We start from the raw sequence: 15658 nt of genomic DNA, 5'->3' as shown, positions 1-15658 counted from the left end.
TCCGGTTCACGTTTCCTGGGGGTTGTCCGGGCAACGCGCGTGTGCGCGGGGGGTTGAGGTAGTCGGCGTTGGTCGGTGACGCGGGGTCCGCTTGGTCGTCCGGGCAGGGTGTCGAGCGATGCCGGATGGTAGCCAGTGTGGCCGGTGTGGCTTTGCTCACAGCGGCTCGATCGCTGCGTCCGGGAGTGGGCGTTCATGATCATCTCCAAACCCCCGAAATCGGCTCTGACCATACGATTTGTATACCGACAGCACGTGTGTGTAATGTTGTGTTCACCGACGCGGGGTGGAGCAGCTCGGTAGCTCGCTGGGCTCATAACCCAGAGGTCGCAGGTTCAAATCCTGTCCCCGCTACTAGGGAACGGCCCCGGAACATCTTGTTCCGGGGCCGTTTCGCATTGTCCGGAGGTTCGTGGTGCGGGTCCCTTGTAGCGCTCCCGCCTCGGTCGTTCGCGGTTCGATCGCTCTGCCGAGCCCGCTGTGCAGCAGGAGCATTGTGACCGGCCGAGGTGGTCACAAAATTCCACCGGACTGACGTTCGACCGGGGTGAGTCGTGTACCGCCCCGACCGCGCGGCACGGGCTGACGATCACCTGTTCTGGGGCACCTGATGATCGGATCGCCCCCGACGGGCCACGGGCCGGATCGGGCCGACCGGAAGGGCCCGCGAGTCCGTTTTGGTTATTCGGCCCCGAGTGCGTAAGGTTGCACCTACCCGACGCGGGGTGGAGCAGTTCGGTAGCTCGCTGGGCTCATAACCCAGAGGTCGCAGGTTCAAATCCTGTCCCCGCTACTAGGGAAACGGCCCCGGAACCATGGTTCCGGGGCCGTTTTTCGTTCGGTTTGGCATCACGTTTGGCATCATTAGCCAAACTAAGTTTCAGTTGTGCTGTGGTGTCCGTGGTGTTCCGCCCAGTAGGTGCGCGGCTGCGATGGCGGCGGCGTCTTCGTCCATGCCGGGCAGGACGTGTTGGTAGGTCTCCATAGTGAATGCCACGTCGGTGTGGCCTACGCGTTGGCTGACGACTTTGGGGTTGATTCCGGCCATCAGGGCACCGGTGATGTAGGTGTGGCGCAGATCGTAGAAGCGGATCTCGGGCAGCCCGGCGCGGGCGGCCAGGCGCTTGAATCGTTCCCGGACCGAGTCGGGGTGGGCGGGGCGGCCGTCTTCGTAGGTGAAGACGAAGTCGGTGTTGCGGTAGTCGTCGCCGTAGAGTGCGCGTTCGGCGTCCTGGATCGCTTTCCAGGCCCGTAGTGCTCGGACTGTTTCGGCGTCGAGGGCGATCCAGCGGGCGGAGTCGTCGGTTTTGACCTGAGAGTCTTGAGCGTGCCCGGCGACGACGACGCGGCCTTGATGCACTGACAGCGCTCCGGCGTCGAGATCGAGTGAAGACCAGCGCATTCCGCAGATCTCTGCGCGACGTAGGCCGGTGGTCAGTTCCAGGCGGAACAGTGCGTAGAACCGGTCGAAGCGAATGCGGTCCATGAACTGGGTGGCCTGTACGGGTGTCCAGACCGGTCGTCGTGTTTCGGCTACTCGGGGTGGTCTCGCGTTGTCGGCTGGGTTGTCGACGCGGTATTTCCAGATGTTCACGGCGTCGACGAGTGCGCGGTGGAGAGCGATATGGATGTTGCGGACTGTTTTGGGTTGCAGGCCAGGTGGTTTCGGTGTCGGGATCCGGCCGGATTTGTATCTTCGGACGGCTGCCCGGGCTGCGTGGATGGTGACACCGCAGGCAGTGGTGATCTCTCGTGGTGTCGGTCGTTTCCCGTCGTGGACCAGTACTCGTACATGCGAATGTTGTTGTCGGGCTTGATGCGTCCGTTGGCCAGCAGGTCGGCGTAGAACGACACTAGCATCGGCGCGGTCAGTTTCTGCAGGTCGCCGTCGCCGAGCCGGGGTACGACGTAGGCGGTGATCAGATCTTCCCAGTTGCCGTAGGTGGTGGCGTCGACAATCATCTTGATCGCGGGCAGCCATTGATCGACGAGGTAGGTGCGCAGGGTGATTGTCGAGCGCTTGACATGCTTGTTCTGCTCGACCGCTTTCATGGCGTCGCGGCAGGCGGCCCAGGCTTGTTTTTCGGTGGCGAACCCGCCTTTGGTCTCGTAGTCGGGTTTGCCGTTGGGCTTCTTGTTCGGCAGCCGGAACTGGTAGTACCAGGTCTTCCCGCGTTTGCGGACGTGGCCCTTGTTCATGCGGCGTCCTGCTCGGACGATTCCTGCTCGAGGAGTGCCCGTAGTCGGGCGGTCACGACGTGCAGCGGCCCCTGCCGGTGGGTGGATGGGGTTGCTGGTCAGACGACATAAGGGGGTTGTGTCGATCGTCGCCGCACGGCCCCAAACGGTCAGTCGTCGCGTTCCATAGCCCGCTCGATATGAGCGTCTACCGCCATCTGCTCGGCAACCAACGCGGTGCGCTCATACGAGCACACCCAGCAATGCCCGCCACCGATGGTCGCAGTCATGCCATCGCGGCTACGAGCCACGAACGCGGCCTCCCCGCACACTGGGCACATCTCCACATCCACCGGTTCGTCGGGACGCTCGAACGCCTCAACCTCGTAATCCAGGGCAGTCCGCCGTTCGATTTCCGCCGAGTTACCGAGGGCGTCGAGGTAGCGATGCGCACGGTCCACTTCGATGTCGTCGGCGGCGCGGTTGCTCTCCCAGTCCCTGTCGATCTGTACCCACGTAATCCCCCCCAGTTTCGGATGCCGGTCCAGCGCGGCGAGTGCGGCCAGATGCTCGACGGTCAACGCGCTGTCGGTGTCGGAACCGGTCTCCCGGGCATGACGGATCGCCTGCGTCGCGACGACCGCAGCCTTCAACAACGCGACGTCGACCTGGGTGAACGGCAGCACCACCAGCGGGTCGTGTGTGTCGGGGAGATCGGTGACCGGGTTGTCCGTGTCGTGCGGGACACGGCCGGTGCCGCCGGTCTTGTTCTTTATCACGTCCAGCAGCTCGTTCGCCGACTTGATCATCACCGTCCCGCGCACAGTTTTCTTTTCCTCGCCTGGCCACGTATGCGCGACCAGTACGGTGAGCCCGTTGGTTAATGCCTGGTCGAACACGGCCTCGCGACCGTCGAGACCGGGCTGGTGGGTCAACGTGTACGTGCACTTCGCATACTCGTGCGCCCGCCGGTCAGCATCCATTTCATCGCCCATGTTTGTCGTTGGCCGGCACACGGATGCCGCCCGGATCCTGTTCGCCCCAGCGCATGTGGTGCACAGCCAGAGCGACCGACGTCGAGGTTACAGGCCGCGCCGTACGCCACCTTCGAGTGCGACGCCGGGCTGGTGTGTTGCGCCGACGAACGCCTGGGCCCCGGGGGACGCCTCGGACACGCTGTGGCCCAGAGGTATTCGAGGACGGTGATACCTCAGTCGAATCTGTGGGTTCACCAACGCATCGATTTACAGCACTCGCCTGGCCGTGTCCGCGCGGTCATTCTGTAGGCAATGCGATAGGCCCGAAACCCCGCGGATTCCGTACGACCAGGCCGCTGCTGCCACGATCCACTACCCCCTGTAGTTGGACTGTCTCACCGGTGTTCATCCACTCTGTGACCGTCTTCAGCGGGGTGCCAGTGTAAGCGGTGACGTTGCAGGGGCGGCCACCTCGGACCGTCTTGATCGTCGCGTAGACAATCGGATCCTCTGGGAACTTGCTTACGGTGACGATCGGGCCAGTCATGACGTTGAATTCCCGCCGTTTTGATCGTTTCAGGATTCGGACCGTTTGAGTCAGCTTCTCCTTGGCTGCTGCGGGAACGCTGACTGTCTGCACTATGCGAGCGGGGGTCGGTTGCGAGGAGGCCCACTCGAAACGCGTTTCGAATTCCGCTACTGCATCTTCCGCGAGGACGCGGCTGATCGCCGACACGAACTCACGTGTCACCCCTGCGGAGACGAGCCCGATCACCTCGTCAGTTCTCGGCAGATGTTCTGGCGTGACGACGTGATCGTGGACGGCTTGCATCGCTTGGGCGAAGGTTCGAGTCATTCGACGTTCCGCCGACTCCACTGTCGCGACCGATCGGCGCTCCAACCCTTCCAGTGTCGGTTGTTCGTCATCTACTGGTTCGGGGTCGCTCAGTTTCACGTAGACGGGGATGACATACGAGCCCCGCTCGGTATGGCCCATCCTCACGGTGTCGCTGATGTCGTCGCCGATTTTCGAGTATCCACCGCTGATCTCAGGGCGGAGCCGTACGGCAGCGGTGGCCGAGCTTCGATACATCAGTCGTGCGGATTCGACCATGACTGCACCCGCGGTGAGGGGGATCGTATCGGCGATCACGCTGTCGTTGGCGGCGCGGAGCATGGTGACATCTGTGTCCCACCACCGTAGTCTGCGCTCGACTTCGTCGGCGGGCGTTCCGTGTGCTGCCGCGAGGCGCTGGACGACGCCGTTGAATGCGACGCTGTCGCTGGCGAGGTCTCGGACGATGGCGACCTTTCGAGGATCTTCACCGGGTGTGGTGCGCCTCCACATCCATCCGGCTGCGCCCTCGGAGACCTCGTTCCAGCCGTGTTGCAGCATCCACGCCTTGGTGTGTGTGAGCAGGTCGTCGTTGGACATCAGGATGCTGCCTCCTCTCCGAAGTCGTTCGCGAACTCAGCGTGCCACTCGGCGAGCGTGGAGACACCGAATCGGTTGGTGCGGGGGATAACGATTGACTTCTCCGTCGAGGTCCTGTCGAACTTGGCCCAGTACGCCTGCGTTCGATGCAGGGTGTCGGCACCGTACTCGACCCAGTCGGCCTTGTCCTTGGGAACAAGGACAAGGACAACGAACGTGGCTCCTTGGTGCTTCTTCCACTTGTCGATCCAGTCCGGCTGGAGTGGGAACCGGATGTGCGACCCAGTCATCCGATATGTGCTGGAGCACTTCATCTGGACGCGAACATCAGCTTCAGCGAACTGAACGGTGGCGTCGACAGCGTGAACATCAGAATCCTGAGGCGTCTCCAGCACAGTGCATCCCGCCTGAGAGCACACTGCATACAAGTAGGACAGGCTGTACCGCGACTTGGCGCCGTTGAGGCTCAACCCATAGTCCGGATGCGGGATCGCCAGCACGGTCATGCCCTGATCTCGTCGGCTGACCACAAAAAGTTACGGCGGACCAGGTCGTGCTGCCATATGTCGAGTGGTGTCTTCCCGCTCTCCCTCTTCGTCACCACTCAATTCTCGCCGAACTCCTAAGTCTTACAGCTGGTTTCCGCACGTAGACCTCCGAGGCTGGTGTCCCGGCAGCGGCCCAGTCGGCTACAGCAGACCCCGACGTCCGGTGAGCAGCACGATGAACAGCGGGACTCCCAGATAACGAGGCCAGTCGATTTCGGCCATGTCCGGATCGGAGGTCAGCAGCTGCTCTGTCAGCCGGTCGGTTCGTGGCAGGGGATTGGCGAGGACGTTGGCCTGGCCGTAGCCGAGACGACCGGAGCGTCATGGTGTACGACGCATCGAGTGTCAGACCATCGCCATGGTGGCAGACCGAGGGTCCGGCCAGCCGCGCATCTTGTCTTCAGGGCCGGGCGTTCCGGGAAAGCCGGGCGCGTCTGGCCGAGGAGCAGGGAAAGCAGTCGCGTATTTCGGCAGTCCGCGCGATGATCCGAGCCACCCGCGGTGCCGTCTCATGAGGAAGGGGAGCGATGCGTGCGGTGTGGATGGATTGCGACAGCGGATTCGACGATGTCGTGGCGTTGATGGTGCTCGCGCACGCGCCGGACGTAGACCTGCTGGGAATCTCGACGGTCGTGGGCAACACCAGCATCGACAACACGACCGCGAACACTCTCGACGCTGTCGAGTTCTGCAGCCTGGACACGCCGGTGCATCGCGGAGCCGCGAAACCGCTTGCGCAGGAACCGCAGACGATCGAGCGGATGCTCGGTGACGGCGCGATGGGTACCTTCGGCCGGCGGTTCCCCGCCGCCCGCCGCGCCGAGGCCGACACGGACGCGGTCGGGGCTCTGACCGCGACATTGCGTTCGGCCGAGCCCGGATCGGTCACGATCCTTGCGACCGGCCCGTTGACGAATATCGCCGTCGTCCTGCTGCTGCACCCGGAGCTGGCCGACGCCATCGACTCGATGGTCTGGATGGGAGGTTCGGCGACAAGCGGCAACCACACGGCCGCCTCCGAGTTCAACGCCTACGCCGACCCCGAAGCGTTCGACGGCCTGCTGCGGTCCAGCGTCGCGGTGCGCATGTTCGGCCTCAACCTCACCCGCCAGGTCCGTCGAGCTGAGCCGCTCTGTCGGGCGCGGCGCCACCTTCTGCGAGTTCCGCGTGCCGCGTCGGGCGCAACCTAACGTTCTGGTCGCGATCCCGCGATGGGGGAGGAGGTGATGGCACGGGTGCTGGGCGAGATTCACGTACTCGTCGCACCCGGCAGCGCCGGGGCTACCTAACGCCACGTGAGGGTCAAGCCCTGATTGGCTAGCTATGGCGCGCCCTGCCGAGTACGGAGACATCCTGGTAACGGGTGATATCGACCGTTGGTAAGTTAGGACAGCCCTGGGTGGGTTGTGGGCAAAATTCGTACAAATTTCGGAGCGGCGAGGGCCCGTACTGGCTGCTCAACGTAGGTCTGACCTGCGCGTGGTCGAACATCGAATCAATACCCCGCCCGTGGAAGATCCTCGGGTGGCGAAGCGCGGCGTAGGTGTTCGAAAACCGAACTGGCAGGATGAAATCCGACCTTGTGTTGCGATGGCGGGTTGAAACCGCCGGACGCTAGCGGTCGGGCAGGGTGCAACTCGTGTCAACTCTCTCATGGCGTTCGGCGACCGGTGCGTTCAACGCGCGTGGTTCCACAACCTAGGTGTCGCGTCTCACAAGGATGGTTCACTCGAAAATTCGAGCTCTTCGGAGTCGCGCGGATCTCGTCCGAGTGCGACCATACAGGGGCACTGAGTAGCGTGGCAGCCACGCGGTTGCCCCAACCGGGCTCGTCCGACGACAGTAGAGTCCGTGCGTCAGTCATTCGAGGGAACCGGATTGGTTTGCGGCAGGTGCTCGTCGAGCTTCGTCGACTAATAGGTGCAGCTGAGTAGCCAGGTGCTCAGCCTCGGCGGGGGTGAGGGCCAGCAGCGGTGCCTTTCCGTCGCGCAGTTCGATGACGTAGGACTCGGGGTCGCCGGCGAGAGTGTCTCCCCGGAGCATCGAGGTGGTGAGCGGCAAGTTGCCGAAGATGCTTAGTTCCCGGGTCGATTCCAGTCCCTCATGGATGTGCCCGAGGTCGAGGTCGTCGCCCTCGCGTGGTGTGTAGTGGTTGGAACACCATGCGGGACAGCGCTGTACAGCGTGGGGGCGGGCTTCGCTCACCCCGCGAGCATAGGCCGTGAGCGATGAGACCGAACCCCGTTTTCCGGCTGTCGGTGGATTCGGGGCCGCGAGGGGCGTGTCCGGCATCGGGTCAGCGAGGGTCGCGTGCCGGTCGAACGCCCCTTCTTACCGTCGTTCTACGCTGGCTGCTCCGGCATTCTGACGAGAGGAGCCAGGTACGGCTAAGAAGGTCACCGTTGAGCTGATCGAAGACTACGACGGTAAGTCCAAGGCTGAGGAAACTGTCCGCTTCGGTGTCGACGGTGTGGAGTACGAGATCGACCTGTCGATGAAGAACGCGGGGAAGCTGCGCGAGATAGTGTAGCAGTGGACTGGGGGTCTGGCCGCAAGGTTGGCCGAATCCCGAAAGGCAAGAACAAGACTGGCGTTCGGACCACGGCCGGCAAAGAACAGACCGGCGCGATTCGGGACTGGGCGCGAAAAAAGGGTACGAGGTGTCCAGCCGGGGCCGCATTCCAGCCGACATCGTGACGGCGTTCAACAGGGCGAGCTGAGACCCGTCCGATCCAGAGCGAGGCGTCATGGGGGCGCGGCCGGGCGGCAATACCTCGCCCACTCAGCGCGCACGATCTGGGACCTCTGGGAATGCTCTACCTGGGACTGCATGTGATACGGAGACAGGAACCCGTTCTGTGCTTCTTCAGTTCGAGGCGAACTGAAGCCCCTCCAACTGTGTCTTCAGCCGGTCTTCCTTCAGTTGCAACTCTCTATCTATGTTCAGCCACAACGGGGCCGCACACCACGTGAGAAAACCCGCGTTGTGCCGGTTCGTCCGAGTCCATGCGATGACGCACCACAGCACGGTCGGCCCGGCGACACTCACCATGGCCCAGCGTGCGCCGAATACCGGGGCCGTGGCGCCGTAAACCACTACTGAAGAAAGGTTGAACGCGATCCAGGCCGACCGCCCGACGGTGGCGACCACAAGATCCGTACGGCGTCGCCACGAGGCGGTCAGCCGTGTCCAGGACGCGAGGACGATTGATGTGAGCATCACGAACAGCGCCACCTCCGATACGGTTGCGACTGCCAGCTCACGGACGTAGTCCCACGACAACTGAACCGGGTCGTCAACGACATAACCGACCAGGCCCTCGACGAGTACCGACGTGGCGACGACCGGTAATGCTAGGACGGCAAGGCGAGGGAGATACAGGAAGATGATGCGGCGTGGTCGCGATGCCCAGAGCCGTCGATGGGTCGAACCCGGCCGGACACCGAGGTAGCGGCGGCGTTCCGTGACACTGTGGAGTCTCGCCGCTGTCCGTGCTGCGGCCAGTCGCTGGCGAAGGTCGCTGGCGTCGGTCTGGATGGCCACCACGACCAGGACCGCCAGGAGCGCCGCGAGGTCGGCACCGACCCGGTAGCCAATACTGTCGCCGCCCAGCGGTCCGAACCAGGTAATGACGCCGACCACGATGGTTGATGGCGCGGCAACTGCTGCTACCCGCAGCAACCCTGCACGCCACTGCAGGTGCGCTGCTTGGGTACGCAGGTCGGTCGGCTGGTCTCGGCCTACGGCCAGCGCGATGGTGACCGACGCGCACAGGGCCACAAGCGCGAGGTTGATGGTCAATGCGACCGGTGCCGAGAGTCGGCCTTCGAGCGTGTCCCGCAGGCTGGGCCATGGATTTGCTGCCAGCGGCAAAGGCAGGTTCGGTGGCATCGTTTCCCTGCTCGGTGCACCGACGATCCACGCCGCGTACGCGATCGCCAGCAACGCGACCGCAGCCATGCCGACGACGCCCACCGCGCGGCTACGGGTTTCGGCACGTACCTCGACGAAGGCAGCGCCTATCTCGTCAGCCACGGAACCGGTCTCGGTCGGCGCGCCGGGAACCTGAACGGGCGGCGGCACGGGCTTCTGGACACGGACGGACCTGTCGACCTGTCGGCCGCTGCGACGGCGTAAACGTTCCCGCAACACCGCGGTCACGGCGATCACTGCCAGCTGTGCAATCCGCGACACGACCTGCCCCCTCCTCAACTTTGAACGACAGTGGCGACGGCACTATGCGCCTGCGTGCCCGGCGCAGAGGTGGATGGCGATGGCCCCGGGGGTGTGCACCGACTCGATCATCGGAGTTCCTCGGGGGCGCTTCGGATGGTGAGCTCGAAGACTGCGCGCGCACGGGTTCAATTACCTTGGCCGGTGCCGCGAGCCTCGGCAACCGTGTCCTGGTCCGTGCATCCCGTCCAGGTGCCGAGTGTGAGGTAGGTGAAGTACCCCTCCGGGCTGATCGCCGAGTGCCGGATTTCGCAGTAGCCCAGTGTGAAGGTGCCTTGGTCGACGACGTGTCGTCCTGCCGCGTGCGCGTGGAGCAGTTTCGCGGGAACCACGTAGATCTCACCGTCGGCGCCGATCAGCCAGTATGCGGCTGTCGGGCTCGTCGCCAGGAGGTCACTGAGCTGGCTGAGCTTGATGGTCCATCTGTCGGAATCGGCGGCACCGGCCGTCTGATGGGATTTTTTCACCTGCACGAACTCGGCAAAGGTGATCGACAGCCGCGCCCCGTCACCTCGATCGCGACGACCAGCGCCAGGTCCGCACCGCCATCGTGCTCCTCGGACTTCGGATACGGTCGGTACTTGGTGATCACCTCGGGCGCGCGGCCCGGCTCGCCGGAGATCGAGTGGATGTGCTGGCGTGTGCGCAGCGTCGACTCGATCTCCTTCATCAGGCTACGCAGGTGCCCTTCTTCTTCGTGAGCCGCGAAATCGGCGAACTCCCTGGCGAACGCTTTTCGAGCGTCACCCACCGCGTCACACAGCATCGCCTCCAACTCGAGGTCGGACAGCCATGTTGCGCTGGGCTCGGCGAGGGGACGCGGGAACTCGTGCCGCGCTCGATCGGACCGCCGTGCGATCGCGGAGACGGACAGGGCGCCGGCCTCGTCGAGGTTGGCGACGACCGCGTGAAGTCCCGAGGCGCGCATCGCAATCTCGGGTATCGGGTGGGCAGTGGCGTCAGCGAGGGCACCATGCATGCCAGGGTCTGCCGCGAGGGCGATCGTGGTGCCGTCCACGAGTTCGTTGCGGCGAGGGTTCAGAATCTGCAGCAGCCAGGGCAGCGCTTCCTGCCAGGCTGAAGGATGCTGCTGGACAGCGACATGGAATTCACGGCGTGCGCCGTCCCCTACGAGCCCCTGCCCGTAGTTGAAGAGTCTTTCGCACACCACCGCCGCTGCAACAACTTCGGCGATATCAGAAGCTGCGTCTTCCTCGATAGCCGGGATACTCGCGCTACGAGCCCGCATCCTGCCGCGATCGCCCCGGCGGTCAGCGACATACCTCGCTCGATGAAACCCTGCGCGGACACCGTCGGCGACAGCGGCTGCTCTACGAAGCTCAGGCGGAACCGAACCGACCCGCGCGGTGACCGCTGCCCACCTGAGTAACAGGTCGAGGTTATTCCCGTCGGCGGCCAGGTCACCGGGCGACTCCAGCAGCGCCAGCTCAACCAGATCTGGAACGGATCCGGCCGCGACAGCGTGCAGGGAGATGTCTTCCGTGCTGGCACAGTAGGCACGAAATCCTTTGTGCTGCATGGCTTCTTGCAATATCATGGCGGCGAGATCGGGATACGCTTCGAAGGTCGAACCGAGTTCGGCGTCCGTGACGCCAACCTCGCCTCGCGGTGCGGGCCACAGGAACGGGTTGCCGTCGTCGAACCGCGCGCCACCGAGGTTCAACGCCAGCCGTGGCCTCAAGCTCTCACCCAGATGCTCCCTGACCTTGCCCCAGAGCTTGTCTTTCAACTCGTCCGGCAAGACGCCCCATAGATGGCCCCACACGCCCATGTCGCTCAGTGTGCCCGGCCAGACCGACATCTGTCCGATGATCGAGTCCCCAACCACCCGCGTGTGGCGTGTCAACGGCGGTATATTCGTGTCACGTCAGCAGCAGATCTGTCGCCGAGCGGGGTGCCGAGGGTGGACGAGGCGGCCGTGTTACCGCTCCCACGTCCCGCGCCTGCTCCACACCCGCAACGTGACTGACAGCTTCGGCCACCCACAGGGCCGGGATAACTGCGACGGTGAGCCCCGTTGGCACGCGGCTGACCTGGATGGTCCCGGGTTGCCACACAGTGAGGCGTTGACGGCTCTGCCAGGCAGGTCCCGCCTCACTTGCCGAAGACCGTTCACAGAGCCCTACGCGCTCTCGCGCGGGCGGCGATGGACTCGCATGAATCCGATCCCGTCGTCGATGCACCACTCCAGCACGTCAGGATCCATATGATCCGGGCCGGTCAGCAGTCCGGTCCGCAGTTCCTCGGCGTCGATCGGCAGCACTCGCGGTGTGCGGGCGTGCTCGACCAGCGTGGGGAACATGTCGATGACGCTGTCGTCGTAGTCCTCCAAGGGCTGCGATCCCGAAAACGACTTGTCGACAAACGCATTCACGAGAAGCGGCCAGTCCGGCATACCGAACCAGTCCCTATGCACACCGCCGAAACACGACGTCACCGAAATGAACCACTCGATATCGTGGTCGTCGCGCTCGGTCAACTCGGCGAAGTACATCACCGTATTCTCCGCGTGTCTCGCCCACCGGTCGTAGTACTCGCCAACGAGATCCTCGACGGTCCTCGACCCCGCCGCGAGGCGATCCGGACGGATCACCTCGTGAGACAGTCGCTGCCATGCCGTGTGTGTCCCGTCTGCGGCTTCCAGAAAGTCACGCAGCATCCGGAATATGGAGACGTTCGCGGCGAACATCTCGCCATCGCTGATGCGGTTCAGTCCATCGCCTGCGTGCGCGTCCTCGACGATCGTGTTGCGCCATACGCTCAGCATCATCGAATAGGCAGCGACCGGAGTTTGGTCGGTGCCGGTCCGGTCGGCCCGCTGCCGGGCGTAGAACTCCCGGCCCTGCTCCAGCGTCCAGGTCGCCATGTCGAAGTCACTGTTCACCGGCCGGTAGATGTTTCCGTAGTCAAGGGTCCGTTCGATCGTGACGAAACCCTTCGATTCCAGTCTCGCCAGCTTATCGCGGATGGCCTTGATCTGCCGGGCATCGATGTCGTGTTCGTCGATTTCCCAGGACCGCGGATGCGTCATCTTCGCGATCCGCCTCGCCTGGATCCCGCGCGGAAACAGGTCGACGACATCCACGATTTCGCGGTAGTCGGGTTTCAGAGACTCGTACACAGCGAGTTCCGATTCGCTCCTCATGCAACCTCCTCCCTGCGGCGTCTCTGGCCGGTGCAGTGCCGGGTCGGGCGCACCGCGAACCATCGATGGAGCCTGTGTTCGAGACTAATCGATCGACTGCACCCGGGCGGTGGTCCGCCAAGCCCGGAAACCGATCGTTCCGTGTCGCGTACAGGACCGCGCCCCAGGGCACGAACCTACGGCTGGGCAAACTTCAACTAGCCAGTGTTTTAAAGTGGGTGAGGGCGGGCGTGTGCCCGCCCTCACCCATGTCGGAGCCATTGGTTGATGGCGGTGATGTGGACGGTGGCCTGGTAGCGGACTGCGAGTTTGTCGTATCTGGTTGCCATGGCACGGTTTTCCTTCAGCTGGCCGATGCCGCACTCGACGGCGTGACGGTACTTGTATCGTTCGGCGTCGAACGCGGGTGGCCGGCCACCGGCGGAGCCTTTGTTCTTCCGGTTGGCCGCCTGATCCGCCTTCACCGGGATCGTGGCCTTGATTCCACGTTCACGCAGGTAGGCGCGGTTGGCGCGAGAGCCGTAGCCTGATCCACCGGGCACATCCGGCGCAGATGTCCCGCACTCCCGGATACACCGACTTGGTCCGGCAGACCCGCCCAGTGATCGAGGCGAGATACCGGGCCATGGTCGGCCCGGAAACCGGACGACCTCGTCCCCCGCGATGACCGGCCCGCCCTGGTCTGCGGCTATGCCCGAACTGCGGTGAGCGACAAGGCTTTTGTGAGCAGTGACCGGTCGGGAGCGGCAGTTGTCGACGGTCGGCGATGACTGTGGCAGAGATCGGACTACTCATGTCCGAGGCTCTATGTGTGTTCGTGCTATAACTCTGTCATGGGCATGGGGGTTCCGCTAAAAGAGACTGCGATTAGTCCGGCGCGGGTTCAGGTCATCGCTGCGGATCTTGCGGCGGTCTATCCAGGATTCGACGCTGGTGGGTTCGTGTCTGCTGTTGTGGCGAAGCTTCCGCAGCTGGAGCTGAAGGCGCGGGTCGCCTGGGTGGCAGACAAACTCGCCGAATACCTGCCTGGAGATATCGAGAGGGCCATCGAGGTTGTCGTATCGGCCTTGCCGGCCCACGACGACGCAAACTTTCGCGGGCCCGACTTCGGCCTGTACACATATGCGCCCTACTCTGATTTCGTTGCCCGGTATGGGTGTGCGCGGCCACATCTTAGAACCTCGCTGGATGCATTAGCGGAGATGACGAAGCACTTCACGGCAGAGGATGCCCTGCGGTACTTTCTGAATGCTTTCCCGGACGAGACGCTAGCGTCGGTGACGGCGTGGAGTGTCGATTCGGATTACCATGTCCGCCGCCTGGCTAGCGAGGGAACCCGCCCGTTGCTGCCGTGGTCGCCGCGTATTGCGTTGCATGTGACATCGGCGATTCCTGTTCTCGACAACCTTTTTTCAGACGAGCACCGTTTCGTTACGCAGTCGGTGGCCAATCACCTCAATGACATTTCACGCATCGATCCCGAATTAGTGTTGGCGACGTTGGAACGTTGGCGCGACTTGGGAACGCAGAGTCCTCGTGAAATGGATTTTATTGTTCGGCAGGCGCTGCGGACCCTGATTAAACAGGGCCACTATGGTGCCTTTGAGTTCCTGGGGCTATCGACGTCACCTGCTGTCGAGGTGGTGAGCTTGGCATTGGAGGCGAATGACATCGCTTTGGGCGGCGACCTGGCTTTCACCGTGTCTGTTCGTGCGCGGAGAGCGGAACGCGTGATGATCGACTTTGTTGTCCAGTATGCACGGGCCTCGACCGGTAGCTGTGGAGAAGCCGTGTTCAAGCTCAAGACCCTCGATCTGCCTGCCGGTGAGCAAGTCGTCCTCTCCAAGAGACAGACGCTGCGGCCGACTGCGAGTCGCCGGCTCGGCCCTGGACCCGGGCACCTCCACATCCAGATCAACGGCACGCGCGTTGCCGACGTCGGATTCCAGATTCACAATGCCGCGTTATCCGCCAGCCTCGACTGATCGTACCGCGTTCAGTAGTGGTGCGGTGGCCGCAGTGGTGACCAAGGCCATCACGACGAGCAGCGAATACAGTTGCGAGCCGATGATTCCCGCGGCCATCCCGACATTGAGGAGGATCAGCTCGGTCAGTCCCCGAGTGTTGAGCAGTACTGCGAGTATGCGTGCGTCCTGGGCGCTGGTCCCGGTCAAGCGGGCAGCGAGATAGGCGGCGCCTGCTTTTCCTACTACGGCGCACGTGATGAGCGCTGCGAGTTCTGCGGCTGCGGCGGTGTCGATGGATGTGAGGTCGACTTGTAGGCCAGCGATGACGAAGAAGCAGGGCAGTAACAGCTGAGCGAGTGGCTGGATCCCGGCGTCGGCGGCGGCCCGGAGTTCGGAGGGGAACGCGACGCCGAACAGAAAGGCGCCGAAGATGAGGTGCAGTCCGGCCCATTCGGTCGCCGCGCCCCACAGCAATGCGCCGCAGACCGCGACCAGCCATGCCGAGACGTCATTGGTGTCCTTCGCTGTACGTGTCAGTAGCGGCCGCACAATCCACCGAGTCCCTGCGAGGAGCGGGATGAGCAGTAGAAGCCGCCATTGCTGATGGTTTCCGGTGTCGGCGGTGGCGATGATGGCGGCGAGTAGAACCCAGGCCAGGACATCCTCGACCGCTGCGCAGCCGAGGGCGAGCTGGCCAGCGGGGGTGTCGAACATGCGCCGGTCGTGCAGGATTCGGGCCAGTACAGGAAACGCGGTGACCGCCAACGCACATCCGACGAATGCCACGAACTCGGCCTGGCCGATGCTGTGGTGCCGGGCCAGCACTGTCGCCGCGACGCCGCATCCGAGTGCGAACGGTGCGGCGTATGCCGACAGTGACACGACCAGTACCGTGTTCCGCGCTTGTGAGAACACCCGCATGTCGGTTCCGAGTCCGGCGACGAACATGAACAGCGTGATACCGACGTTCGCCAGCGCGGCGATCGACGGGCGTACATCGGGGGGAAACACGGACGCGGACAGGCAGGTGCCGAGAATGGTCGGTCCGGCGAGGATTCCGGCAGTGATCTCGCCGACCACGGGAGGCTGACCGATCCGTTCGGCCATCCAGCCGAATACGCGGGCAGCCACCAGGATAAGGGCAAGATCAGCC

Annotated in this window: 14 protein-coding genes, 2 tRNA genes and 1 pseudogene; 5 read left to right on the top strand and 12 right to left on the bottom strand. The window is 63.7% G+C overall.

Annotation, left to right across the window (positions count from 1 at the left end):
* The first annotated feature begins 280 nt into the window (after window positions 1-280).
* Window positions 281-354: transfer RNA gene (locus D892_RS0102405), tRNA-Met, on the top strand.
* A 365-nt stretch (window positions 355-719) separates the two neighbouring features.
* A tRNA-Met gene (locus D892_RS0102400) sits at window positions 720-793 on the top strand.
* Window positions 794-880: 87 nt separating this feature from the next.
* Here D892_RS0102400 and D892_RS48280 read toward each other — a convergent pair.
* The 5 genes from D892_RS48280 to D892_RS0102380 form a co-directional block, all read right to left on the bottom strand.
* A complete protein-coding gene (locus D892_RS48280; protein ID WP_232235960.1) occupies window positions 881-1486 on the bottom strand; it encodes a site-specific integrase in 606 nt (201 codons plus the stop codon).
* Between the two features lie 104 nt (window positions 1487-1590).
* Window positions 1591-2199 carry an Arm DNA-binding domain-containing protein gene (locus D892_RS48275; protein ID WP_232235959.1) on the bottom strand — a complete coding sequence of 203 codons (609 nt, stop codon included), beginning with the start codon at window positions 2197-2199 and terminating at the stop codon, window positions 1591-1593.
* A 149-nt stretch (window positions 2200-2348) separates the two neighbouring features.
* Window positions 2349-3173, bottom strand: coding sequence for a hypothetical protein (locus tag D892_RS0102390; protein WP_156959350.1), 825 nt, complete (start codon window positions 3171-3173; stop codon window positions 2349-2351).
* 280 nt (window positions 3174-3453) lie between these two features.
* Window positions 3454-4590: a hypothetical protein gene (locus D892_RS0102385; RefSeq protein WP_024799713.1), complete on the bottom strand. Its 1137-nt coding sequence runs from the start codon at window positions 4588-4590 to the stop codon at window positions 3454-3456.
* Window positions 4590-5096: a DUF4365 domain-containing protein gene (locus tag D892_RS0102380; protein ID WP_024799712.1), complete on the bottom strand. Its 507-nt coding sequence runs from the start codon at window positions 5094-5096 to the stop codon at window positions 4590-4592. Before D892_RS0102380 ends, D892_RS0102385 begins: the two co-directional genes overlap by 1 nt.
* Before the next feature lie 569 nt (window positions 5097-5665).
* Between D892_RS0102380 and D892_RS0102370 the strand changes: the two genes are divergently transcribed.
* Window positions 5666-6328 carry a nucleoside hydrolase gene (locus tag D892_RS0102370; protein ID WP_024799711.1) on the top strand — a complete coding sequence of 221 codons (663 nt, stop codon included), beginning with the start codon at window positions 5666-5668 and terminating at the stop codon, window positions 6326-6328.
* Window positions 6329-6998: 670 nt separating this feature from the next.
* Here the strand turns inward: D892_RS0102370 and D892_RS46310 are convergent.
* Window positions 6999-7343, bottom strand: coding sequence for a hypothetical protein (locus D892_RS46310; protein ID WP_156959349.1), 345 nt, complete (start codon window positions 7341-7343; stop codon window positions 6999-7001).
* Between the two features lie 202 nt (window positions 7344-7545).
* Between D892_RS46310 and D892_RS44780 the strand changes: the two are divergent.
* Window positions 7546-7858, top strand: a pseudogene (locus tag D892_RS44780) (Lsr2 family protein).
* 146 nt (window positions 7859-8004) lie between these two features.
* Here D892_RS44780 and D892_RS0102365 read toward each other — a convergent pair.
* The 5 genes from D892_RS0102365 to D892_RS0102345 all read right to left on the bottom strand — a co-directional run bounded on the left by D892_RS0102365 (window position 8005) and on the right by D892_RS0102345 (window position 13080).
* Window positions 8005-9333, bottom strand: a complete 1329-nt coding sequence (locus D892_RS0102365) for a hypothetical protein (protein ID WP_156959348.1) — start codon at window positions 9331-9333, stop codon at window positions 8005-8007.
* 167 nt (window positions 9334-9500) lie between these two features.
* Window positions 9501-9839, bottom strand: a complete 339-nt coding sequence (locus tag D892_RS0102360) for a hypothetical protein (RefSeq protein WP_156959347.1) — start codon at window positions 9837-9839, stop codon at window positions 9501-9503.
* Complete coding sequence (locus tag D892_RS0102355) at window positions 9836-11194, bottom strand: hypothetical protein (protein ID WP_156959346.1); 1359 nt, start codon at window positions 11192-11194, stop codon at window positions 9836-9838. The genes D892_RS0102360 and D892_RS0102355 overlap by 4 nt, the downstream gene beginning before the upstream one ends.
* A 321-nt stretch (window positions 11195-11515) precedes the next feature.
* Window positions 11516-12538, bottom strand: a complete 1023-nt coding sequence (locus tag D892_RS0102350) for a hypothetical protein (RefSeq protein ID WP_156959345.1) — start codon at window positions 12536-12538, stop codon at window positions 11516-11518.
* Between the two features lie 242 nt (window positions 12539-12780).
* Window positions 12781-13080 (bottom strand): IS5/IS1182 family transposase, encoded by a 300-nt coding sequence (locus tag D892_RS0102345; RefSeq protein WP_024799706.1) that lies wholly within the window; start codon window positions 13078-13080, stop codon window positions 12781-12783.
* A 291-nt stretch (window positions 13081-13371) separates the two neighbouring features.
* Here D892_RS0102345 and D892_RS0102340 point away from each other — a divergent pair, with 291 nt between their 5' ends.
* Window positions 13372-14523 (top strand): DNA alkylation repair protein, encoded by a 1152-nt coding sequence (locus D892_RS0102340; protein ID WP_036566659.1) that lies wholly within the window; start codon window positions 13372-13374, stop codon window positions 14521-14523.
* Here D892_RS0102340 and D892_RS0102335 read toward each other — a convergent pair.
* Window positions 14503-15636, bottom strand: coding sequence for a cation:proton antiporter (locus D892_RS0102335; RefSeq protein WP_198036815.1), 1134 nt, complete (start codon window positions 15634-15636; stop codon window positions 14503-14505). The two genes, D892_RS0102340 and D892_RS0102335, sit on opposite strands and share 21 nt — an antisense overlap.
* Between the last annotated feature and the right edge of the window lie 22 nt (window positions 15637-15658).

Origin of the sequence: Nocardia sp. BMG51109, assembly GCF_000526215.1 — a bacterium.
Lineage (GTDB): Bacteria > Actinomycetota > Actinomycetes > Mycobacteriales > Mycobacteriaceae > Nocardia.
The sequence above is the reverse complement of the archived record's forward strand: the minus strand, read 5'-3'. Positions and strand labels throughout refer to the sequence as shown.

Bases quoted from the DNA above. Each gene is read 5' to 3' on its own strand.
- D892_RS0102355 (WP_156959346.1), bottom strand. From the start codon at position 11,194: ATGTCGGTCTGGCCGGGCACACTGAGCGACATGGGCGTGTGGGGCCAT.
- D892_RS0102350 (WP_156959345.1), bottom strand. From the start codon at position 12,538: ATGAGGAGCGAATCGGAACTCGCTGTGTACGAGTCTCTGAAACCCGAC.
- D892_RS0102340 (WP_036566659.1), top strand. From the start codon at position 13,372: ATGGGCATGGGGGTTCCGCTAAAAGAGACTGCGATTAGTCCGGCGCGG.
- D892_RS48280 (WP_232235960.1), bottom strand. From the start codon at position 1,486: ATGGACCGCATTCGCTTCGACCGGTTCTACGCACTGTTCCGCCTGGAA.
- D892_RS48275 (WP_232235959.1), bottom strand. From the start codon at position 2,199: ATGAACAAGGGCCACGTCCGCAAACGCGGGAAGACCTGGTACTACCAG.
- D892_RS0102390 (WP_156959350.1), bottom strand. From the start codon at position 3,173: ATGGGCGATGAAATGGATGCTGACCGGCGGGCGCACGAGTATGCGAAG.
- D892_RS0102385 (WP_024799713.1), bottom strand. From the start codon at position 4,590: ATGTCCAACGACGACCTGCTCACACACACCAAGGCGTGGATGCTGCAA.
- D892_RS0102380 (WP_024799712.1), bottom strand. From the start codon at position 5,096: ATGACCGTGCTGGCGATCCCGCATCCGGACTATGGGTTGAGCCTCAAC.
- D892_RS0102370 (WP_024799711.1), top strand. From the start codon at position 5,666: ATGCGTGCGGTGTGGATGGATTGCGACAGCGGATTCGACGATGTCGTG.